Below are 15,762 nucleotides of genomic sequence, written 5' to 3' on the forward strand. Positions count from 1 at the left end.
TGCTCGGCCCACTCCTGGGAAAAGCGAGGGGTGTCGTGCCGGTTCCGGAGCGTGCTCGAAACTGCTCAGGCAGGCTGCTCAGGCAGTTTGGGAGGCTCCCGGAAGGATGGTGGCCCCGACGGGGACCGCGATGCACCGCGCCTCAACGACGTCGGTTGCAGACTTGAGGTTAACACTACCGGCTCCAACAAACATTCCCCCTCTCCCTCACCGGCAATCTTGTGTCACTGCGTGTACCGCCGCGGGCGTCTACGGTGCCAGCGGCAGAACGCTGGCGCCCGCCGCGTCGAAAGTGAGCCGATTGGCCGCCCACTCCTCGCCCGCCAGACGGGCGACCTTGTCGGCCACACCGTCCTCGGCCAGTGCGAGAACCGTGGGGCCCGCACCGGAGATGACTGCAGGGACGCCGTCGGCGCGCAGACGGTTCACAAGGTCGATGCTCTGCGGCATCGCCGGAGCCCGGTACTCCTGGTGGAGCCGGTCCTCGGTGGCCGGCAGCAGCAGCTCGGGACGCCTGGTCAGCGCCTCGACGAGCAGCGCGGCCCGGCCGGCGTTTGCTGCCGCGTCCACGTGCGGGACGGTGCGCGGCAGCAGCCCGCGGGCGGTCTCGGTCAGTACCGGCTTGCCGGGGACGAAAACCACCGGAACGACGGAATCTGCGGGATCCATCCTGATGGCACGCGCCGCGCCCGCGTCCGTCCAGGCGAGCGTGAAGCCGCCGAGCAGGCAGGCGGCCACGTTGTCGGGGTGCCCCTCGATCTCGGTGGCGAGCTCCAGCAGCGCCGCGTCGTCGAGCTTGGCATCGCCCCCTATCGTCACCGCGCGGGCGGCGACGATACCGGCGCAGATGGCCGCGGACGACGAGCCGAGTCCCCGCCCGTGCGGGATGCGGTTGGCACACACGACCTCGAGGCCGCGCGGCTGCCCGCCGAGCAGGTCGAAGGCCGTGCGCAGGGAGCGTACGAGGAGGTGACTCTCGTCGCGGGGCAGCGTCGACGCGCCCTCACCCGCGATGTCGATGTGCAGACCGGAGTCCGCGACCCGGACGACGACGTCGTCGTACAGGCCGAGCGACAGTCCGAAGGCATCGAAGCCCGGACCGAGATTGGCGCTGGTGGCGGGGACGCGCACCCGGACGGCGGCGGCGCGGAACGCTGGACCGGCCATCGCTCGAGGACACTCCTTGGTTCTGGATTCGTATCGGACCGCAGATGCGGAACTACGGGATCTGCGAGTTTTGTTCGAGAGGTACGAACACCCACGGGCCTCACGGGCAACAGCACCGCGGCATATGCGGCGGGGGGTTCGGTACAGCCTATCGAAGGAAGGTTCACCTGCGACATAGGGCGCACAGGAGGCGCACGATGCGTGTCGCGCGGCCTCCTGTGCCTCTATGCAGGCCCTTGCCCCGCTTGCCATACTTTCCGGTAGGCAGTCGGCGGCTTCCAGCGGCAATCGGCCGTGCCGGGCGGGCTGTTGTGGCCGCCCGGCACGACGGCGCTCACGCCAGGCCGAGGCGCTCCGCGGCAGCCACGGCGTCGACCGGAACGGTGACTGGCTGCGGCGCTCCGGCAACCGCCCAGTCGGGGTCCTTCAGACCGTTTCCGGTGACCGTGCAGACGATCCGCTGGCCCCTGTCGACCTTGCCCTGCTCGGCCGCCTTGAGCAGACCGGCGACCGAAGCGGCCGACGCCGGCTCGACGAAGACGCCTTCCTTCGAGGCCAACAGCCGGTAGGCGCGCAGGATCTCACGGTCCGTCACCTCGTCGATGAGCCCGCCCGACTCGTCGCGCGCGGCGAGCGCCTGCTGCCAGGAGGCCGGGTTCCCGATCCGGATCGCGGTGGCGATGGTGGACGGGTCCTTGACCACCTCGCCGCGCACGATCGGCGCCGAACCGGAGGCCTGGAAGCCCCACATCCGCGGGGTGCGCGTGGACATCCTGTCGGCGGAGTACTCCTTGTAGCCCTTCCAGTACGCCGTGATGTTGCCGGCGTTGCCGACGGGCAGCACATGGATGTCGGGGGCGTCGCCGAGCGCGTCGACAATCTCGAACGACGCCGTCTTCTGACCCTCGATGCGGAACGGATTGACCGAATTGACCAGCGCCACCGGGTAGTTCTCCGACAGGCCGCGGGCCAGGTTCAGGCAGTCGTCGAAGTTTCCGTCGACCTGAAGGATCTTCGAGCCGTACACGAGGGCCTGGCCCATCTTGCCGAGCGCGATCTTGCCCTGCGGCACCAGCACCGCGCAGACCATTCCGGCCCGTACGGCATAGGCGGCGGCCGACGCGGAGGTGTTGCCGGTGGAGGCGCAGATGACGGCCTGCGCGCCCTCTTCCTTGGCCTTGGTGATGGCCATGGTCATACCGCGGTCCTTGAAGGACCCGGTGGGGTTGGCTCCCTCGACCTTGAGATGGACCTCGCAACCGGTGAGCTCGGAGAGGACCTGCGCCGGGACGAGCGGCGTGCCACCCTCGCGCAGCGTGACGACCGGCGTCGTGTCCGTGACCGGAAGACGGTCCCGGTACTCCTCGATGATGCCGCGCCACTGGTGGGTGCCGTTGGTGGTCATGGGTCCCTTACTCCCCTTCAACACGCATGATGCTGGCGACACCACGCACGGTGTCGAGCTTGCGCAGTGCCTCGACGGTCCCGGAGAGGGCCGCGTCGGGCGCGCGGTGGGTGACGACGACGAGGGAGGCCTCGCCGTCCTTGCCCTGCTGGCGCACCGTATCGATGGATACGCCGTGCTCGGCGAAGACCGTCGCCACCTGGGCGAGGACGCCCGGCTTGTCGGCCACGTCGAGGCTGATGTGGTACCGCGTCACCACGTCACCCATGGGGCTGACGGGCAGCTGCGTGTACGCGGACTCGCCGGGCCCCGTTGCCTCGGCGAGCCTGTTGCGGCAGACGGCGACGAGGTCGCCGAGCACCGCGGATGCGGTCGGGGCGCCGCCGGCGCCGGGACCGTAGAACATCAGCTGGCCGGCGGCGTCCGCCTCGACGAAGACGGCGTTGTACGCCTCGCGCACGGAGGCCAGCGGGTGGCTGAGCGGGATCATCGCCGGGTGGACGCGGGCGGTGACGGACCGCCCGTCGGCGGCGCGCTCGCAGATCGCGAGGAGTTTGACGGTGCAGCCCATACGCCTCGCGGAGGCCATGTCGGCGGCGGTGACCTCGGTCAGGCCCTCGCGGTAGACGTCGTCGAGGCGTACGCGGGTGTGGAAGGCGATCCCGGCGAGGATGGCGGCCTTGGCCGCGGCGTCGAAGCCCTCGACGTCGGCGGTCGGGTCGGCCTCGGCGTAACCGAGGGCGGTGGCCTCGTCGAGCGCCTCGGAGTATCCGGCGCCCGAGCTGTCCATCTTGTCGAGGATGAAGTTGGTCGTGCCGTTGACGATGCCGAGCACGCGGTTGACCTTGTCGCCGGCCAGCGACTCGCGCAGCGGGCGGATCAGCGGGATCGCCCCCGCGACGGCCGCCTCGAAGTACAGGTCCCGGCCGTGCTGCTCGGCCGCGGCGTAGAGGGTCGCGCCGTCCTCGGCGAGCAGCGCCTTGTTGGCGGAGACGACGGACGCGCCGTGCTCGAACGCGGTGGTGATGAGGGTCCGGGCGGGCTCGATGCCGCCGATGACCTCGATGACGACGTCGATGTCGCCGCGTTTGACGAGCGCGGTCGCATCGGTGGTGATCAGCGAGGCGTCGATACCGGCCCGCACCTTGGAGGGGCGGCGCACGGCGACCCCGGCGAGCTCCACCGGGGCGCCGATGCGTGCGGCGAGGTCGTCGGCGTGCGTCGTCATGATGCGCGCCACCTCTGAGCCGACCACTCCACAGCCCAGCAGCGCCACCTTCAGCGGACGCGTACGCATCATCCGACCTCGTTTCCTTTACTTCTACGGTTGGACCAGTCTCACGCACCGGACGGAAGTTTCTATCCCCCGTCCAGATTGCGAGACATCTATTTCATCAGCCGACATCGAGACGCAGAAGATCTTCCTCCGTCTCGCGCCGGACGATCACCCGCGCCTCACCGTCCCTGACGGCGACAACGGGCGGGCGAAGTGCGTGGTTGTAGTTGCTGGCCATGGAACGGCAGTACGCGCCGGTGGCCGGCACGGCGATCAGATCGCCGGGCGCGAGGTCGGCGGGCAGGAACGCGTCCTTCACCACGATGTCGCCGCTCTCACAGTGCTTGCCGACGACACGACTGAGCATGGGGGCCGCATCGGAGATACGCGAGACGAGGGCGACGCTGTACTCGGCGTCGTACAGAGCGGTGCGGATGTTGTCCGACATGCCGCCGTCGACGCTGACGTACGTCCGCAGTCCTTCGAGGGGCTTGACGGTGCCGACCTCGTACAGCGTGAACGCGGTGGGACCGACGATCGCGCGCCCCGGCTCGACCGAGATCCGCGGCGTCCTCAGCCCGGCGGCCTCACACTCACGGGTGACGATCTCGCCGAGCGCCTTGGCGATGTCGTGCGGCTCTCGGGGGTCGTCCTCGGAGGTGTAGGCGATACCGAGGCCGCCGCCGAGGTCGATCTCGGGCAGCTCGACACCGTGCTCGTCGCGCACCTGGGCGAGAAGCTGGACGACGCGCCGCGCGGAGACCTCGAAGCCGGCCATGTCGAAGATCTGCGACCCGATGTGCGAATGAATTCCGATGAGTTCGAGACCGTCGAGCCTGAGGGCCCGGCGGACGGCTTCCGCCGCCTGCCCGCCGGCCAGCGCGATGCCGAACTTCTGGTCCTCGTGCGCGGTGGCGATGAACTCGTGGGTGTGCGCCTCTACGCCGACGGTGACGCGGATCTGCACACGCTGCCGCTTCCCGAGGCTCTGGGCGATGTGGGCGACGCGGACGATCTCCTGGAAGGAGTCGAGGACGATCCGCCCGACACCGACGCGCACGGCCCTCTCGATCTCCTGCTCGGACTTGTTGTTGCCGTGGAAGGCGATGCGTTCGGCGGGCATGCCGGCGTCGAGCGCGGTCGTCAGCTCTCCCCCGGAACACACGTCGAGATTGAGTCCTTCCTCCGTGAGCCACCGCACGACGGCCCTGCTGAGGAACGCCTTGCCGGCGTAGAACACGTCCGCGTCCTTGCCGAACGCGTCCGCCCAGGCGCGGCAGCGGGCCCGGAAGTCGGCCTCGTCGAGGAAGTAGGCGGGCGTGCCGAACTCCTCGGCGAGCCGGGTGACTTCGATCCCTCCGACGCGGACGACCCCGTCGTCGTTGCGGCTGACCGTACGGGCCCACACCTTCTCGTCGAGCGCGTTCAGGTCGGTGGGCGGGGCGGTGTAGTGGCCCTCGGGAAGAACATCGGCATGACGGGGCCCGGCGGGGTGTGCGGATCGGCTCATCTGTCTCTCTCACATCTCACAGGTGTTCGGGTGCGCTGATGCCGAGGAGGGACAGGCCACCGGCAAGCACCGTCCCGGCGGCTTCGGCAAGGGCGAGCCGGGAGCGGTGGGCGGCCGAGGGTTTCTCGTCGCCGACGGGCAGCACCGTGTGCTGGAACGCGAGAAAGGCATCGGAGGTGACGTCCAGATGACGGGCGATACGGTCCGGGGCGCGCAGACGGGCGGCGTCGGCGGTGACGGCGGGGTAGTCACGGACGGCGGCCGTGAGCGCCGGGGCGTCGACGTGCTCCTCGGGGGCGGCGGCCATACCGAGCCGTGCGGCGGCGCGAGTCAGCGCCCTGGTCCGGGAGTATGCGTACTGCACCCGGAAGAGGGGGTTGCGTTCGTGCTGGACGAGCCACTCGTCGCCGGTCCTGGGCCGGTCGTGCGCGGCGGCGGAGAGGACGGCCCAGCGGGCGGCGTCCGGCCCGAGCCGCTCGTAGAAATCCTGATCGGGCGCGGGCACGACCCTGAGGACCGTCTCGCCCCCGGCGATGACGTCGGTGCGGGCGCCTTGGGTGCTGAGCAGATGTGAGACGGCCGAGGTCCACAGAGCGGCGCGCCGGTCGCCCTCGATCCGGAACCGCACGGAGGTCCCGGCGAGCGAGTCCCCGGATCCGTACGTCCTGCCGCGCTCGCGCACCGTGCGGACGAGCATCTGCTGGGTGCCGCCGCCGAGGGTGATGTTGAGGAACCCGGGGCCGGTGATGTCGACCCGCTCGATCCCGGACTCCCGGGCGATCCGGTCCCGCAGCATCTCGGCCACCCGCCGCGGCTCCTGAGCGGCGGCCTTGGCAAGCCGCAGCGCGATCCCGGTCGCGTAGTCCCCGTGTCCACCCGGCCGGGGCCGCTCCAGCTTGATGCTGCCGGATTCGGGCACGGGCGCCTCGAGCACACCTTCCTCCACGGCACGCCGCACGGCGTGGTGGACGGTAAGGGAGAGCTCAGCCGGTGTCACGGGACAAGCGTAGGGGAGGGAGGGGGGCCCTTCGCGAACCGGTTTCGCGATGCGGTCAGCCCCGAGCGCTCCCCGCCCGCCCGGCTCCATGCCTGCCGTCGACGGACGGCGGACCCTCCCGGTGCATCAACCGGCGTACGAGCCGTACGAGCTCGGCCGGCTCGAAGGGCTTGGCGAGAAAGGCGTCGACGCCGGCGGCGATCCCGTTGTCCACCTCGTACTGGGTGCAGGCGCTGATGATGGCGACGGGCAGATGACGGGTGCGGGGATCGGCGCGAAGGCGGGCTGCGGTGCGCAGTCCGTCGAGCCGGGGCATGACGACATCAAGGGTGACGACATCGGGGCGGACCCGATGCACGACGTCCAGGCACTCGGCACCATCGGCCGCGGTCACGACCTCGAAGCCCTCCAGCTCGAGGTTGACCCTGATCAGCTGCCGAATCACCCGATTGTCATCAACAACGAGAACTCGGCGGGACACGCCGGACACAACTCGAGAGTAGGTCGGCGAACGGGGCTGCGTCCGGGTTTTGCCCACTTCCGACCCGGGTGGGGGACGGGGAGGCGGGGCGGGGGGGCGTGCCACCGGGCGTCGGGGTGGGGGCGTGCGCCACCGACTCCGGGCGGCGCGCCACCGGGGGCGGGAGCGCCGGGTGGGGGGCGTGTCGCCCCGGGGGCGTCGGGGCGGGTGCGTGCGAGGCCGCGCTACGCTCGGGGGTTTCGCTCAGGGGCGGGGCCGGGTGGCGAAAGCGGGGCCTACAGCCTGGCCAGAGCCAGGGGACCGCCTGCGGAGGGCGGCCCATGACCAGTGAAGCGCGTAGGCGCGCCGACGCGGCATCGCCAGTGCTCCAGGAGGCTTATCTCGGACAGGCGGACTCCCTGCGACTCGTCTACTCGGACTCCGACTGGACCGAAATCACAGCGCACAAGGCCTGGAGATGACCCGTGCGGCACCTGCCGTGAAGCTGGAAATACCTGTTCACGACGACCCTGTGGGAGCTGGTAGGGTTCTACCCGTCGCCGCGCAACAGCGGGGCGTACGCCCCCGTAGCTCAGGGGATAGAGCAACGGCCTCCGGAGCCGTGTGCGCAGGTTCGAATCCTGCCGGGGGCACCCTGTATGAGGTGTCCAAAGACCCCGTCACCAGCGGAAACGCTGAGGCCGGGGTCTTCTTGCTTGCGCAGCCGTATGCCGCTCGGAGCGGGCGTATGTCGGGGGCTGTGGACTATTCGTGGACAGGATCTTGGGACGTAAGCCCAGGTCGCACCCAGGAATAGCGAAGGCCCCCCGACAGGGCGAATTCCAGGGGCCTTGGAGCGTACCGCCTTGATCGTGGTACGCGTACCAACAGATCCTCGACGCGGAACCTCAGCCGATGGTTTTGGCGATGATGCGGTCCATCTCGTCCCGGCCGAAGGCTCGCAGGGTCGTGCTACGGACGTTGCCCAACCCGCCGGCCTGCAGGAGCGCTGCGGTGGCGGTCTCGTCGTCGGGCGCTTCCATGACGACCACCATGTCGTACGGACCGACGGTCCAGTACTCGTTCAGGACCTTCACCCCGAGTTTTTGTGCCGCTGCGGCGAAGGCCTCGGCGCGTTGCGGGGTGTCCTTGTAGCCGCGGACCCCCTGGTCGGTCCAGTTCAGCAGCGCAACGAACGTGGGCATGATCCTTTACCCCTGTAAGTAGACACAACACGTCGTGGTCAATCGTGGGCACCATGCGCGTAATGCGCATGAGAGGCGCATCTAAAGGAGTGACGGGAGCCGTCACATACTGCCTCGAGCGGTGGGCGGCCCGTCGACACAAATGAAGGTGACACGGCAGCGAACGCGGACGGCAACGGCAGTCAGCAGTGCCCCCGGTACTCCTCGGCCGGTCGGCCTGGCTTCATGGCCTTGCCCGACATACACCCCCAGGGCTTCGGCGTAGTCGGCTGGCGTCCGATTTGTGCTCAAGCGAGGCCAACTTCGACGAGATCAAGACGGTTCGCGCCACCGCCATGCCATGGGAGGGGCGGCGGCGTCCCGCCACGGCGCGAACCCGCCGCCCCACCCTCCTTCTCAGCCCTTGCTTCACCTATCGACATTCGATAGATTCCCATCGCAACTCGATGGAAGGATGGGCCATGGGAAAGCTGACAGTGCGTGCGCTGCGCGCCGTGCTCGCGCTGGTGCTCGCCGGCACCGTGTTCGTACAGGCATTGATGGTGTGGGCGTTGGCCACCGACCCGGAGGACGGGTCGCTCCCGCTGACCCCGCTGCGCGTGATCACGATCCTGGGCATGGTGTCGGCGCAGGTCGCCCTGGTCTGCGTATGGCGACTGGTGACGATGGTGCGACGCGGAACCGTGTTCTCCCACGCCGCCTTCCGGTACGTGGACGGCGTGATCGGCGCGATCGTGGCGGCGGCCCTCGTGTGGTTCGCGGTCACGGCCCTCAATGCGCCGGGCCAGCGGGACGACCCTGGCGTCACCGTCATCATGGGCGGGGTTGGCGTGGCCATCCTGGGGGTCGCGCTCATCGTGCTCGTGCTGCGTATGCTGCTCGCCCAGGCCGTCGCACGCGACGTCGAAGCGGCGCAGATGCAGGCCGAGTTGGACGAGGTGATCTGATGCCGATCGCCGTCGACATCGACGTGATGCTGGCCAGGCGGAAGATGTCCGTGGGCGAGCTCGCGGACCGCGTAGGGATCACGCCCGCCAACCTGGCGGTACTCAAGAACGGCCGCGCCAAGGCGGTACGCTTCGCGACGCTCGCCGCGCTCTGCGAGGTGCTCAAGTGCCAGCCGGGCGACCTGCTGCGCTGGGAGGCCGAGGACGCCGCCGGCGGATGACGTGCCCCAGGGCGGGCGTGAAAACGCCTGGCACCACCGGCCCGTGACACAACACCTGGACCGCTCGTCCTCCTCGGACTCACATGATCACGACTGGGACGTCACGCGACTACGCCGCAGCCCTGGGGTTACAGCCGATGAGTTGGTGGTCCCCACGGCCGCAGCCATACAGATCGTGACCTCACCCGAGGCCCTCAGCTGCTGGCCAAGCGCCGCCTCCCCGCTGGACGAGGGTCACGATCGAGTCGTACTACCCCGCGGACGCGGAGAGCGCCGCATACTTCACGGGTCCCCGCTGACGAGGCGCCGTCAGCTCGCGGTCCTGTCCGGGGCCTTGATCGGAGCACAGGGGAACCGGTCGTAGTCCACGCGGGCGTCCTTCGTGGGGCCGCACAGTTCGAACGAGGTGGCCGTCTCCGTGTCCGGCAGGCTGAACCCGATCACGCCGATCTTGGTCTCGCCGCGCTCCAGATCGGTGCCGCTGATGGTCTCGGTCCAGCTGGTGTTGCGCCACTCGCCGTCCGCTACCTGCTCGAGCCGGGTGCTGGGGTAGGCCTCGAAGTGGCAGACGTCCCTGTCCCCCCTGGGGCCGCACTTCTGCGTCGTCGACGTGAACTTCAGCCTGAGGTAGTCGAGCTTGACCTTCTCCACCCCGCGGTCGGCGAGCTCGCCGGTCACGGCGACGTACACGGCGACGAAGTGCTTTCCGGGGTCGGCCGACTTGCCGGCCAGTTCGGGTGTCCAGACGGTGTCCACGCCCTTCACCCGCACGCCGAGGTTCGTCCCCGGTTCGACGGTCACGAAGTCCTTGCCGGGGAAGTCAGCGAACTTGCTGAACGTGGGCGCGGAGACGGTCGGCGACGACTCCGTGGTGGCGGTGCGCGCGTCGCTTTTGGCGTCGGTGCCGCCATCCGAACATCCCGCGATGAGCACGATGGAGCCCACGGCAAGCGCGGTCACCTTGCGAGTCGACACGTAGCACTCCTCTGAGGTCAGGAAGGAAGGCCCCGCATCGTAGCCAGCCGGAGTGAACGCACAGGACGTCTCCAGAGGCCCCGCCCATCCGGAGCGTACGCCTCCGGTCCTTGCGGTCGGCGACGCCCCATCCGCAGACAGGGGAGACCTGGACCCCGGTCGGGCTGGCCCCCTCGGTGTACCGGATGCCGCTGCCGTTCGGAGTGTGGCTGTGGCTGACCTTCCCCGAGCCGGACCTGCCTGCCTGCCGGGGGCACCCTGTATGAGGTGCCCAAAGACCCCGTCATCAGCGGAAACGCTGAGGCCGGGGTCTTCGCGTACGTGCAGGCGTATGCAGCACTGAGCGGCCCTATGACGGGGTCTGTGGACTATTTGTGAACCCGATCTTCGAGCATCTGCCCAGGTCATCCCATGCATGAGCATCGCCACGTCAGGCCGAGTTGCTCTTCACCAGGAGCTGCCTCGGATGCGGTCACAGGCTGGCGTGCCAGTGCCGCTCCAGATCGTCTGTGTCGAATACGCTGCGAAGACGTCCAGCCTGGCGTCCTTGATAACGCGTACGCGCATGGAAACGCGGCCCGGTGGCGGCCTCTTCACGTCGGCCCGGATGACGCAGCTGCCGGATGCAGGAAGGGGTGTGGCATGAGGTCCCCAGGCGTGCACCTACGGGAGATCACCGACGACAACCGGGATGCCGTTCGTGCCCTCCGCGTACGAGGTGACCAGAAGCAGTTCGTCGCCTCCGTGTCCAAGTCGCTCAAGGAGGCGGCGAAGACGCCGGAGGCCAATCCCTGGTACCGCGCCCTGTACCGTGGCGATGAGCCAGTTGGCTTCGTGATGCTGTCGTGGAAACCGCAGGCTGGTCCTTACAAAGGGCGACACTTCCTCTGGCGCCTCCTCATCGACAAGCGGTACCAGAGGCGAGGAATCGGCCGAGAGGCGCTCACGCAGATCGCCGCCCTGGTTCGCGCGGACGGCGCCACCGAGCTGCTGACCAGCTACGAGCCCGGCGACGGCGAACCGTGGCCCTTCTACCAGAAGTTCGGGTTCGAGCCCACCGGGGAGATCGACGACGGCGAGATCGTTCTGCGGCTCGCCTTCCCCGCTCGGTGAGCTCGGGAAGCCGCAGACAAACAACCGATGGCACACGACCGAGAGACGACGAAGCCCCCGGCCTGTGGGCTGGGGGCTAACGGCCTACGTGCGTGATCACTCGTATTCGCGCAGCGCGCCTACGCAACAGCCTGCAAGCTGTGGCCGGAAGTTGAGATCGTCAGCGCGTCCGCACCGGCAGGGCGGCAGCGTGTCCGTTCTCCCGCCGGACCGGGAGCGCCTGCGCATCCTCGAGACGTTCCTTGCCCTCAGCCTCGCCCGGGTCCGCGAGAGGATCACTTATCTGGAGCAGAAGGCCGCCATCCGCCGCCGCAGCCGGCTCGAGGTGACGCCTGACTGAGTGCTGGAGCGCGGCATCGGTCAGGGCGCTCCACCGGTGGCGGTGCACGTCGGCGGCTGTCACATGGCGGGTAAGCGGGTGCACACGCTGCAGCGGGACCAGGCGGTGCGAGCGCTGGGCGAGGGTGTCGAGGCGTGCAGCCACTGCCGGCCGGACACCGCGCTGGGGGTGTTGGACTAGCCCGCGCGCTTCCTGCCGGTGGTCTTCTTCGCCGCTGCCTTCTTCGTGGTCTGCTTCTTGGCGGGGGTCTTCTTCGTCGCCTTCTTCTTCGGCATGTCGTGCACGGTGGCGTCCTCGCCGCGGGCCTCGCGCGCCTTCGCGACGGATTCGTTGAGCGCGGCCATGAGGTCGACGACCTGCCCGGCCGGCTGCTCCTCCCGCTCGGCCTTGGGCAGCTGCTCGCCGTGCGCCTTCGCCTCGATGACGTCCTCGAGCGCCTTGCGGTACTGGTCGGTGAGGTCGGGCATGTGCTCCTCGGTCATGGCGTCCATGAGCTCGAGCGCCTCGTCGATCTCCGCGTCCCCGAGTTCTACCGGCGGCGGGGCGAGCTCTTCGGGTGAGCGGATCTCGTCGGGCCAGCGCATGGCGTGCAGCACGATCACGTCGCCCTTGACCCGCAGCAGTCCAAGGCGCTCTCTTCCGTGCCAGGCGAACTTCGCCACGGCGACCTTGGAGCTGCGCTCCAGGGCCTGGCGCAGCAGCTTGTACGGCTTCGCTGCGACGCCCTCGGCGGACAGGTAGTAGGAGTCGCCGATATGGATGGGGTCGATGCTGGAGGCCGGGACGAACGCGGCGATCTCGATGGCCTTTGCCGTGGGCAGCGGCATGCGCGCCAGCTCCTCGTCCGTCACGGGGACGAGGGTGTCGCGGTCGAGCTCGTACCCCTTGATGATCTCGTGGTCGCCGACCTGCTTGTCCTCCAGCTCGCAGATCTTCCGGTAGCGGATCCGGCCGCCGTCCTCCAAGTGGATCTGCCGGAAGCTGATACTGCGGTCCTCGGTCGCGGACAGCACCTTGATCGGAATGGTGACCAGACCGAAGCTGATGGCACCGGACCAGACGGGGCGGGGCATGACGAACCTCCACTGCGAGCCCCGAGCAGAGCCAGCCTACGGCGACACACCGAACCCGCCACATGGAGCTCAGCGCCTTCCGCCAGCCCGCGTCAGCCGGCCACCCCGCAACCATGGCGATTCAGGAAGACCCGTCGGTTAGCTCTTCAAGCTGGTTGGCGCTGGCCAGGGTGTGGGGGTGGTCCTCGCCCAGCACCCGCCGTCAGCGTTCCAGGGTGTCCTCGGCCAGGATGCGTGCGGCCTCGACCTCCCCCAGCTCCCCCAGATCGACGGCCAGGTTGTAGGCGCTGGTCAGGGTCTGGGGGTGGTCCTCGCCCAGCACCCGCCGTCGGCGAGTCAGCGTGTCCTCGGTCAGGGTGTTCGCGTGCCTGCTCAATTCTGGGACCAGGCGTCGCAGCAACCCTCAGCCCCGCGAAAACGCCGTCTCGCATGATCACGCCGGGAGGAGACCCTGGACGTCTGTGTTCGCGCGCCACTTCAGCGGTCGGCGATGTCCTCGCGGAGGCCGTCGGAGAACTCCCACCACGACAGCGGAAGCCAGTCGCCGTTGACAAATGCATCGACAGTCGCGCCGCGACCGCGGACAGTCACCGTCGTTCCGGGTGGGTATGTGGTGCCGGAGAGTCCGGGTACTGGGACGAGCAGGGTCCCGAGCCGTTGTGCTGCCACTTTCGCCCTCCCTCTCCTTTTCTCGGGTGTTACACCAAAGGGAAGATATTCCCCCCGAGATTACCGAGTTGTTTGTTGGCGCAGGCAGGACAACCATGAGAGATGAGTCACGCGCAATGGCGGGCTGGGGGTGAAAAGCATATTGGACATCGCCGAGCGGAGGTACAGCCATGAAGGCCGTCGTGTACAAGGAACCGTTCACCGTGGCGGTCGAAGATGTTGAAAAGCCCAAGACTCAGCATCCGAACGACGTCATCGTACGGATCACCTCAAGCGCGATCTGCGGCTCCGACCTGCACATGTACGAGGGCCGTACCGCGGCCGAGCCAGGCATAGTCTTCGGCCACGAGAACATGGGAGTCATCGAGGAGATCGGCCAGGGCGTCACCTCTCTCAGGGAGGGCGACCGCGTGGTCATGCCCTTCAATGTCGCCTGCGGGTTCTGCACCAATTGTGTCGAGGGATTCACCGGATTCTGTCAGACCGTCAACCCCGGCTTCGCGGGTGGCGCTTACGGCTATGTCGCCATGGGGCCCTGGCCAGGCGGCCAGGCGGAATACCTACGCGTTCCCTACGCCGACTTCAACTGCCTGAAGCTACCGCCGGGAAACGAGCACGAGACCGACTTCATACTGCTCGCCGACATCTTCCCGACCGGATACCACGGCTGTGAACTCGCCCAGGTCCGCCCGGGTGAGAGCGTCGCCGTTTACGGCGGCGGGCCGGTAGGGCTGATGGCCGCCTACTCGGCCCTGCTGCGCGGTGCGAAGAAGGTGTTCGTCGTGGACCGGGTTCCCGAGCGGCTGGAGAAGGCCCGGGAGATCGGCGCGATTCCGATCAACTTCGCCGAGGGCGATCCCGTGGAGCAGATCAAGGAGCAGACCGAGGGCGTCGGCACGGACAAGGGCGTGGACGCCGTCGGCTACCAGGCGATGGCGCGCGGTACTGAGCGCGAGGAGCCGGCGACCGTCCTGAACTCGCTCGTCGGAACGGTCCGGGCCACTGGAGCGCTGGGTGTGCCCGGCCTCTACGTCCCGGCCGATCCCGGAGGCCCTGACGAGCAGGCCAGACACGGCATGCTCCTCGTCTCGATCGGCAAGCTCTTCGAGAAGGGCCTGCGGATGGGTACGGGGCAGTGCAACGTGAAGCGCTACAACCGGCACCTGCGCGACATGATCATCGAAGGCCGGGCGAAGCCGAGCTTCGTCGTCTCGCATGAACTGCCTTTGGACCAGGCGCCGTCGGCGTACGACAAGTTCGACAAGCGGATCGAGGGCTACACGAAGGTCGTGCTGCACCCGTAGCGGGTCCTTCGGTTTGCCCGGTTGCGTTCGCCCCCCGGCTGCGGGTCACGGAGGAACACCGGGCGGTGGCCACGCGCCATGAGAAGCGCCGTTACGTCTCCCCCGGCACCGGTGGCTCCACCCAGCCGTGTCGGATGGCGTGACCGCCAAGCTGCATCCGGGTCCGAACTCCGGCTATGTCCATGAGGTGGCGCAGGCGTCGGTGCAGCGTGCGCGGTGACAGACCAAGCTGTGTCGCGGCTGTCTGGTCGGTCAGGCCGGCCAGCAGGAGCGCGAGGATCCTCCGGTCGAGGTCGGTCGGGCCCTCCTCCCCGAGCTCGACGGTGGGTTCGGCTTCTCCGCCGGTGCCCGACAGCTCCAGTGGGTGGGCGGTGCGCCATACCGTCTCGAACAGCGCGTCCAGCGCGTCCAGCAGTCCGCTGCGGTGCAGCAGCACGGCGCCGGGCTCTCCGGCCGGCGTGGTCGCGAGCGGGACGAGGCCGAGTTCGGCGTCGGCCAGCACGAGTTTCATCGGCAACTGGTCGGCGACACGCAGCTGCACGCCGTTGCGCAGTGAATCGATCGCATCGGTGATGATGCCCGGCTCTGCCAGCACGGCCCGGTCCAGTACCGCCCGGAAGTGCACGCCGCGGCCGATGGCCATGGGTTCGGCCGTGTTCTCGTCGGGCGGCACGGCGACGAACGGTGTGGTGATGAAGGTGCGGACCTGCGTGCGGGCTGCCTGCTGCACCTGGAGGAAGCGATGGCGGATGGCGTCGACGCCCGTGACGACCTCGATCAGATCGCTGATGCTGCTCCCGGTCATCGCCGCCCGGTGCTCCTCGGCGAAGGTCACCAGTGCCTGCTCAGCCATGCGCAGCCCGTCCCGGCGCTGGCTGATGAGAGCACCGAGCGCCATGGCCGGCGGCGCGGCGGTGAACTGCTCGTCCGCCGACCTGATCACCAGTCCCCACCCGACCAGGCGGGACAAGGCCTTGTCGACGTGGGCCTGCGGTACGACGAGCTGATCCGACAGGATCATCGCGGTGGAGTTCGGCCGTCCGAGCAGCGCCCGGTACACGCGCTCGTCATCGGGTTCGAGGCCCAGAACATCCAGCATC

General features: G+C 68.7%; 18 protein-coding genes and 1 tRNA gene. 7 read left to right on the forward strand and 12 right to left on the reverse strand.

The features are described from left to right. Positions 1 to 249: 249 nt before the first annotated feature. From thrB to OHS70_RS11530, 6 genes are all read right to left on the reverse strand, one after another. Positions 250 to 1,167 (reverse strand): homoserine kinase, encoded by a 918-nt coding sequence (gene thrB / locus OHS70_RS11505; protein ID WP_328396389.1) that lies wholly within the window; start codon positions 1,165 to 1,167, stop codon positions 250 to 252. A gap of 334 nt (positions 1,168 to 1,501) precedes the next feature. After that, the gene (gene thrC, locus OHS70_RS11510) at positions 1,502 to 2,572 is read right to left on the reverse strand and encodes a threonine synthase (protein WP_328396391.1); all 1,071 of its coding nucleotides are present in this window, start codon (positions 2,570 to 2,572) and stop codon (positions 1,502 to 1,504) included. Positions 2,573 to 2,579: 7 nt separating this feature from the next. Continuing rightward, positions 2,580 to 3,869, reverse strand: a complete 1,290-nt coding sequence (locus OHS70_RS11515) for a homoserine dehydrogenase (protein WP_328405557.1) — start codon at positions 3,867 to 3,869, stop codon at positions 2,580 to 2,582. Between the two features lie 97 nt (positions 3,870 to 3,966). Next, positions 3,967 to 5,358: a diaminopimelate decarboxylase gene (lysA, locus tag OHS70_RS11520; protein ID WP_328396393.1), complete on the reverse strand. Its 1,392-nt coding sequence runs from the start codon at positions 5,356 to 5,358 to the stop codon at positions 3,967 to 3,969. 16 nt (positions 5,359 to 5,374) lie between these two features. Continuing rightward, positions 5,375 to 6,355, reverse strand: a complete 981-nt coding sequence (gene nrtL, locus OHS70_RS11525; RefSeq protein ID WP_328396395.1) for an ArgS-related anticodon-binding protein NrtL — start codon at positions 6,353 to 6,355, stop codon at positions 5,375 to 5,377. 55 nt (positions 6,356 to 6,410) lie between these two features. Beyond that, positions 6,411 to 6,893, reverse strand: a complete 483-nt coding sequence (locus tag OHS70_RS11530) for a response regulator (protein WP_328396397.1) — start codon at positions 6,891 to 6,893, stop codon at positions 6,411 to 6,413. Between the two features lie 503 nt (positions 6,894 to 7,396). Between OHS70_RS11530 and OHS70_RS11535 the strand changes: the two genes are divergently transcribed. Beyond that, positions 7,397 to 7,468, forward strand: a tRNA-Arg gene (locus tag OHS70_RS11535). A 255-nt stretch (positions 7,469 to 7,723) separates the two neighbouring features. Here the strand turns inward: OHS70_RS11535 and OHS70_RS11540 are convergent. Beyond that, positions 7,724 to 8,020, reverse strand: coding sequence for a GYD domain-containing protein (locus OHS70_RS11540; protein ID WP_328396399.1), 297 nt, complete (start codon positions 8,018 to 8,020; stop codon positions 7,724 to 7,726). Positions 8,021 to 8,481: 461 nt separating this feature from the next. Here OHS70_RS11540 and OHS70_RS11545 point away from each other — a divergent pair, with 461 nt between their 5' ends. Together OHS70_RS11545 and OHS70_RS11550 are read left to right on the forward strand one after the other, a co-directional pair. Next, complete coding sequence (locus tag OHS70_RS11545) at positions 8,482 to 8,967, forward strand: DUF2975 domain-containing protein (RefSeq protein WP_328396401.1); 486 nt, start codon at positions 8,482 to 8,484, stop codon at positions 8,965 to 8,967. Continuing rightward, positions 8,967 to 9,188 (forward strand): helix-turn-helix domain-containing protein, encoded by a 222-nt coding sequence (locus OHS70_RS11550; protein ID WP_010981499.1) that lies wholly within the window; start codon positions 8,967 to 8,969, stop codon positions 9,186 to 9,188. Before OHS70_RS11545 ends, OHS70_RS11550 begins: the two co-directional genes overlap by 1 nt. Positions 9,189 to 9,497: 309 nt before the next feature. On the opposite strand, the gene OHS70_RS11555 is transcribed toward OHS70_RS11550, so the two are convergent. Continuing rightward, complete coding sequence (locus OHS70_RS11555) at positions 9,498 to 10,163, reverse strand: hypothetical protein (RefSeq protein WP_328396427.1); 666 nt, start codon at positions 10,161 to 10,163, stop codon at positions 9,498 to 9,500. 642 nt (positions 10,164 to 10,805) lie between these two features. Between OHS70_RS11555 and OHS70_RS11560 the strand changes: the two genes are divergently transcribed. From OHS70_RS11560 to OHS70_RS11570, 3 genes are all read left to right on the forward strand, one after another. Then, a complete protein-coding gene (locus tag OHS70_RS11560) occupies positions 10,806 to 11,276 on the forward strand; it encodes a GNAT family N-acetyltransferase (RefSeq protein WP_328396430.1) in 471 nt (156 codons plus the stop codon). 190 nt (positions 11,277 to 11,466) lie between these two features. Then, positions 11,467 to 11,616, forward strand: a complete 150-nt coding sequence (locus OHS70_RS11565; RefSeq protein WP_328396432.1) for a hypothetical protein — start codon at positions 11,467 to 11,469, stop codon at positions 11,614 to 11,616. Continuing rightward, entirely contained in the window at positions 11,617 to 11,796 is a 180-nt protein-coding gene (locus OHS70_RS11570; protein ID WP_328396434.1) for a DUF6233 domain-containing protein, read from the forward strand. Here the strand turns inward: OHS70_RS11570 and ku are convergent. The 3 genes from ku to OHS70_RS11585 form a co-directional block, all read right to left on the reverse strand. Further along, complete coding sequence (ku, locus tag OHS70_RS11575; protein ID WP_328396436.1) at positions 11,793 to 12,689, reverse strand: non-homologous end joining protein Ku; 897 nt, start codon at positions 12,687 to 12,689, stop codon at positions 11,793 to 11,795. The two genes, OHS70_RS11570 and ku, sit on opposite strands and share 4 nt — an antisense overlap. 202 nt (positions 12,690 to 12,891) lie before the next feature. Beyond that, the gene (locus OHS70_RS11580; protein WP_328396438.1) at positions 12,892 to 13,065 is read right to left on the reverse strand and encodes a tetratricopeptide repeat protein; all 174 of its coding nucleotides are present in this window, start codon (positions 13,063 to 13,065) and stop codon (positions 12,892 to 12,894) included. Positions 13,066 to 13,166: 101 nt separating this feature from the next. Beyond that, positions 13,167 to 13,358 carry a hypothetical protein gene (locus OHS70_RS11585; RefSeq protein WP_030931808.1) on the reverse strand — a complete coding sequence of 64 codons (192 nt, stop codon included), beginning with the start codon at positions 13,356 to 13,358 and terminating at the stop codon, positions 13,167 to 13,169. A 170-nt stretch (positions 13,359 to 13,528) separates the two neighbouring features. Here OHS70_RS11585 and OHS70_RS11590 point away from each other — a divergent pair, with 170 nt between their 5' ends. Further along, positions 13,529 to 14,662, forward strand: a complete 1,134-nt coding sequence (locus tag OHS70_RS11590; RefSeq protein ID WP_328396440.1) for a glutathione-independent formaldehyde dehydrogenase — start codon at positions 13,529 to 13,531, stop codon at positions 14,660 to 14,662. Between the two features lie 91 nt (positions 14,663 to 14,753). On the opposite strand, the gene OHS70_RS11595 is transcribed toward OHS70_RS11590, so the two are convergent. Continuing rightward, positions 14,754 to 15,761 (reverse strand): helix-turn-helix transcriptional regulator, encoded by a 1,008-nt coding sequence (locus OHS70_RS11595; protein ID WP_328396442.1) that lies wholly within the window; start codon positions 15,759 to 15,761, stop codon positions 14,754 to 14,756. Between the last annotated feature and the right edge of the window lies 1 nt (position 15,762).

Origin of the sequence: Streptomyces sp. NBC_00390 (assembly GCF_036057275.1) — a bacterium.
Lineage (GTDB): Bacteria > Actinomycetota > Actinomycetes > Streptomycetales > Streptomycetaceae > Streptomyces.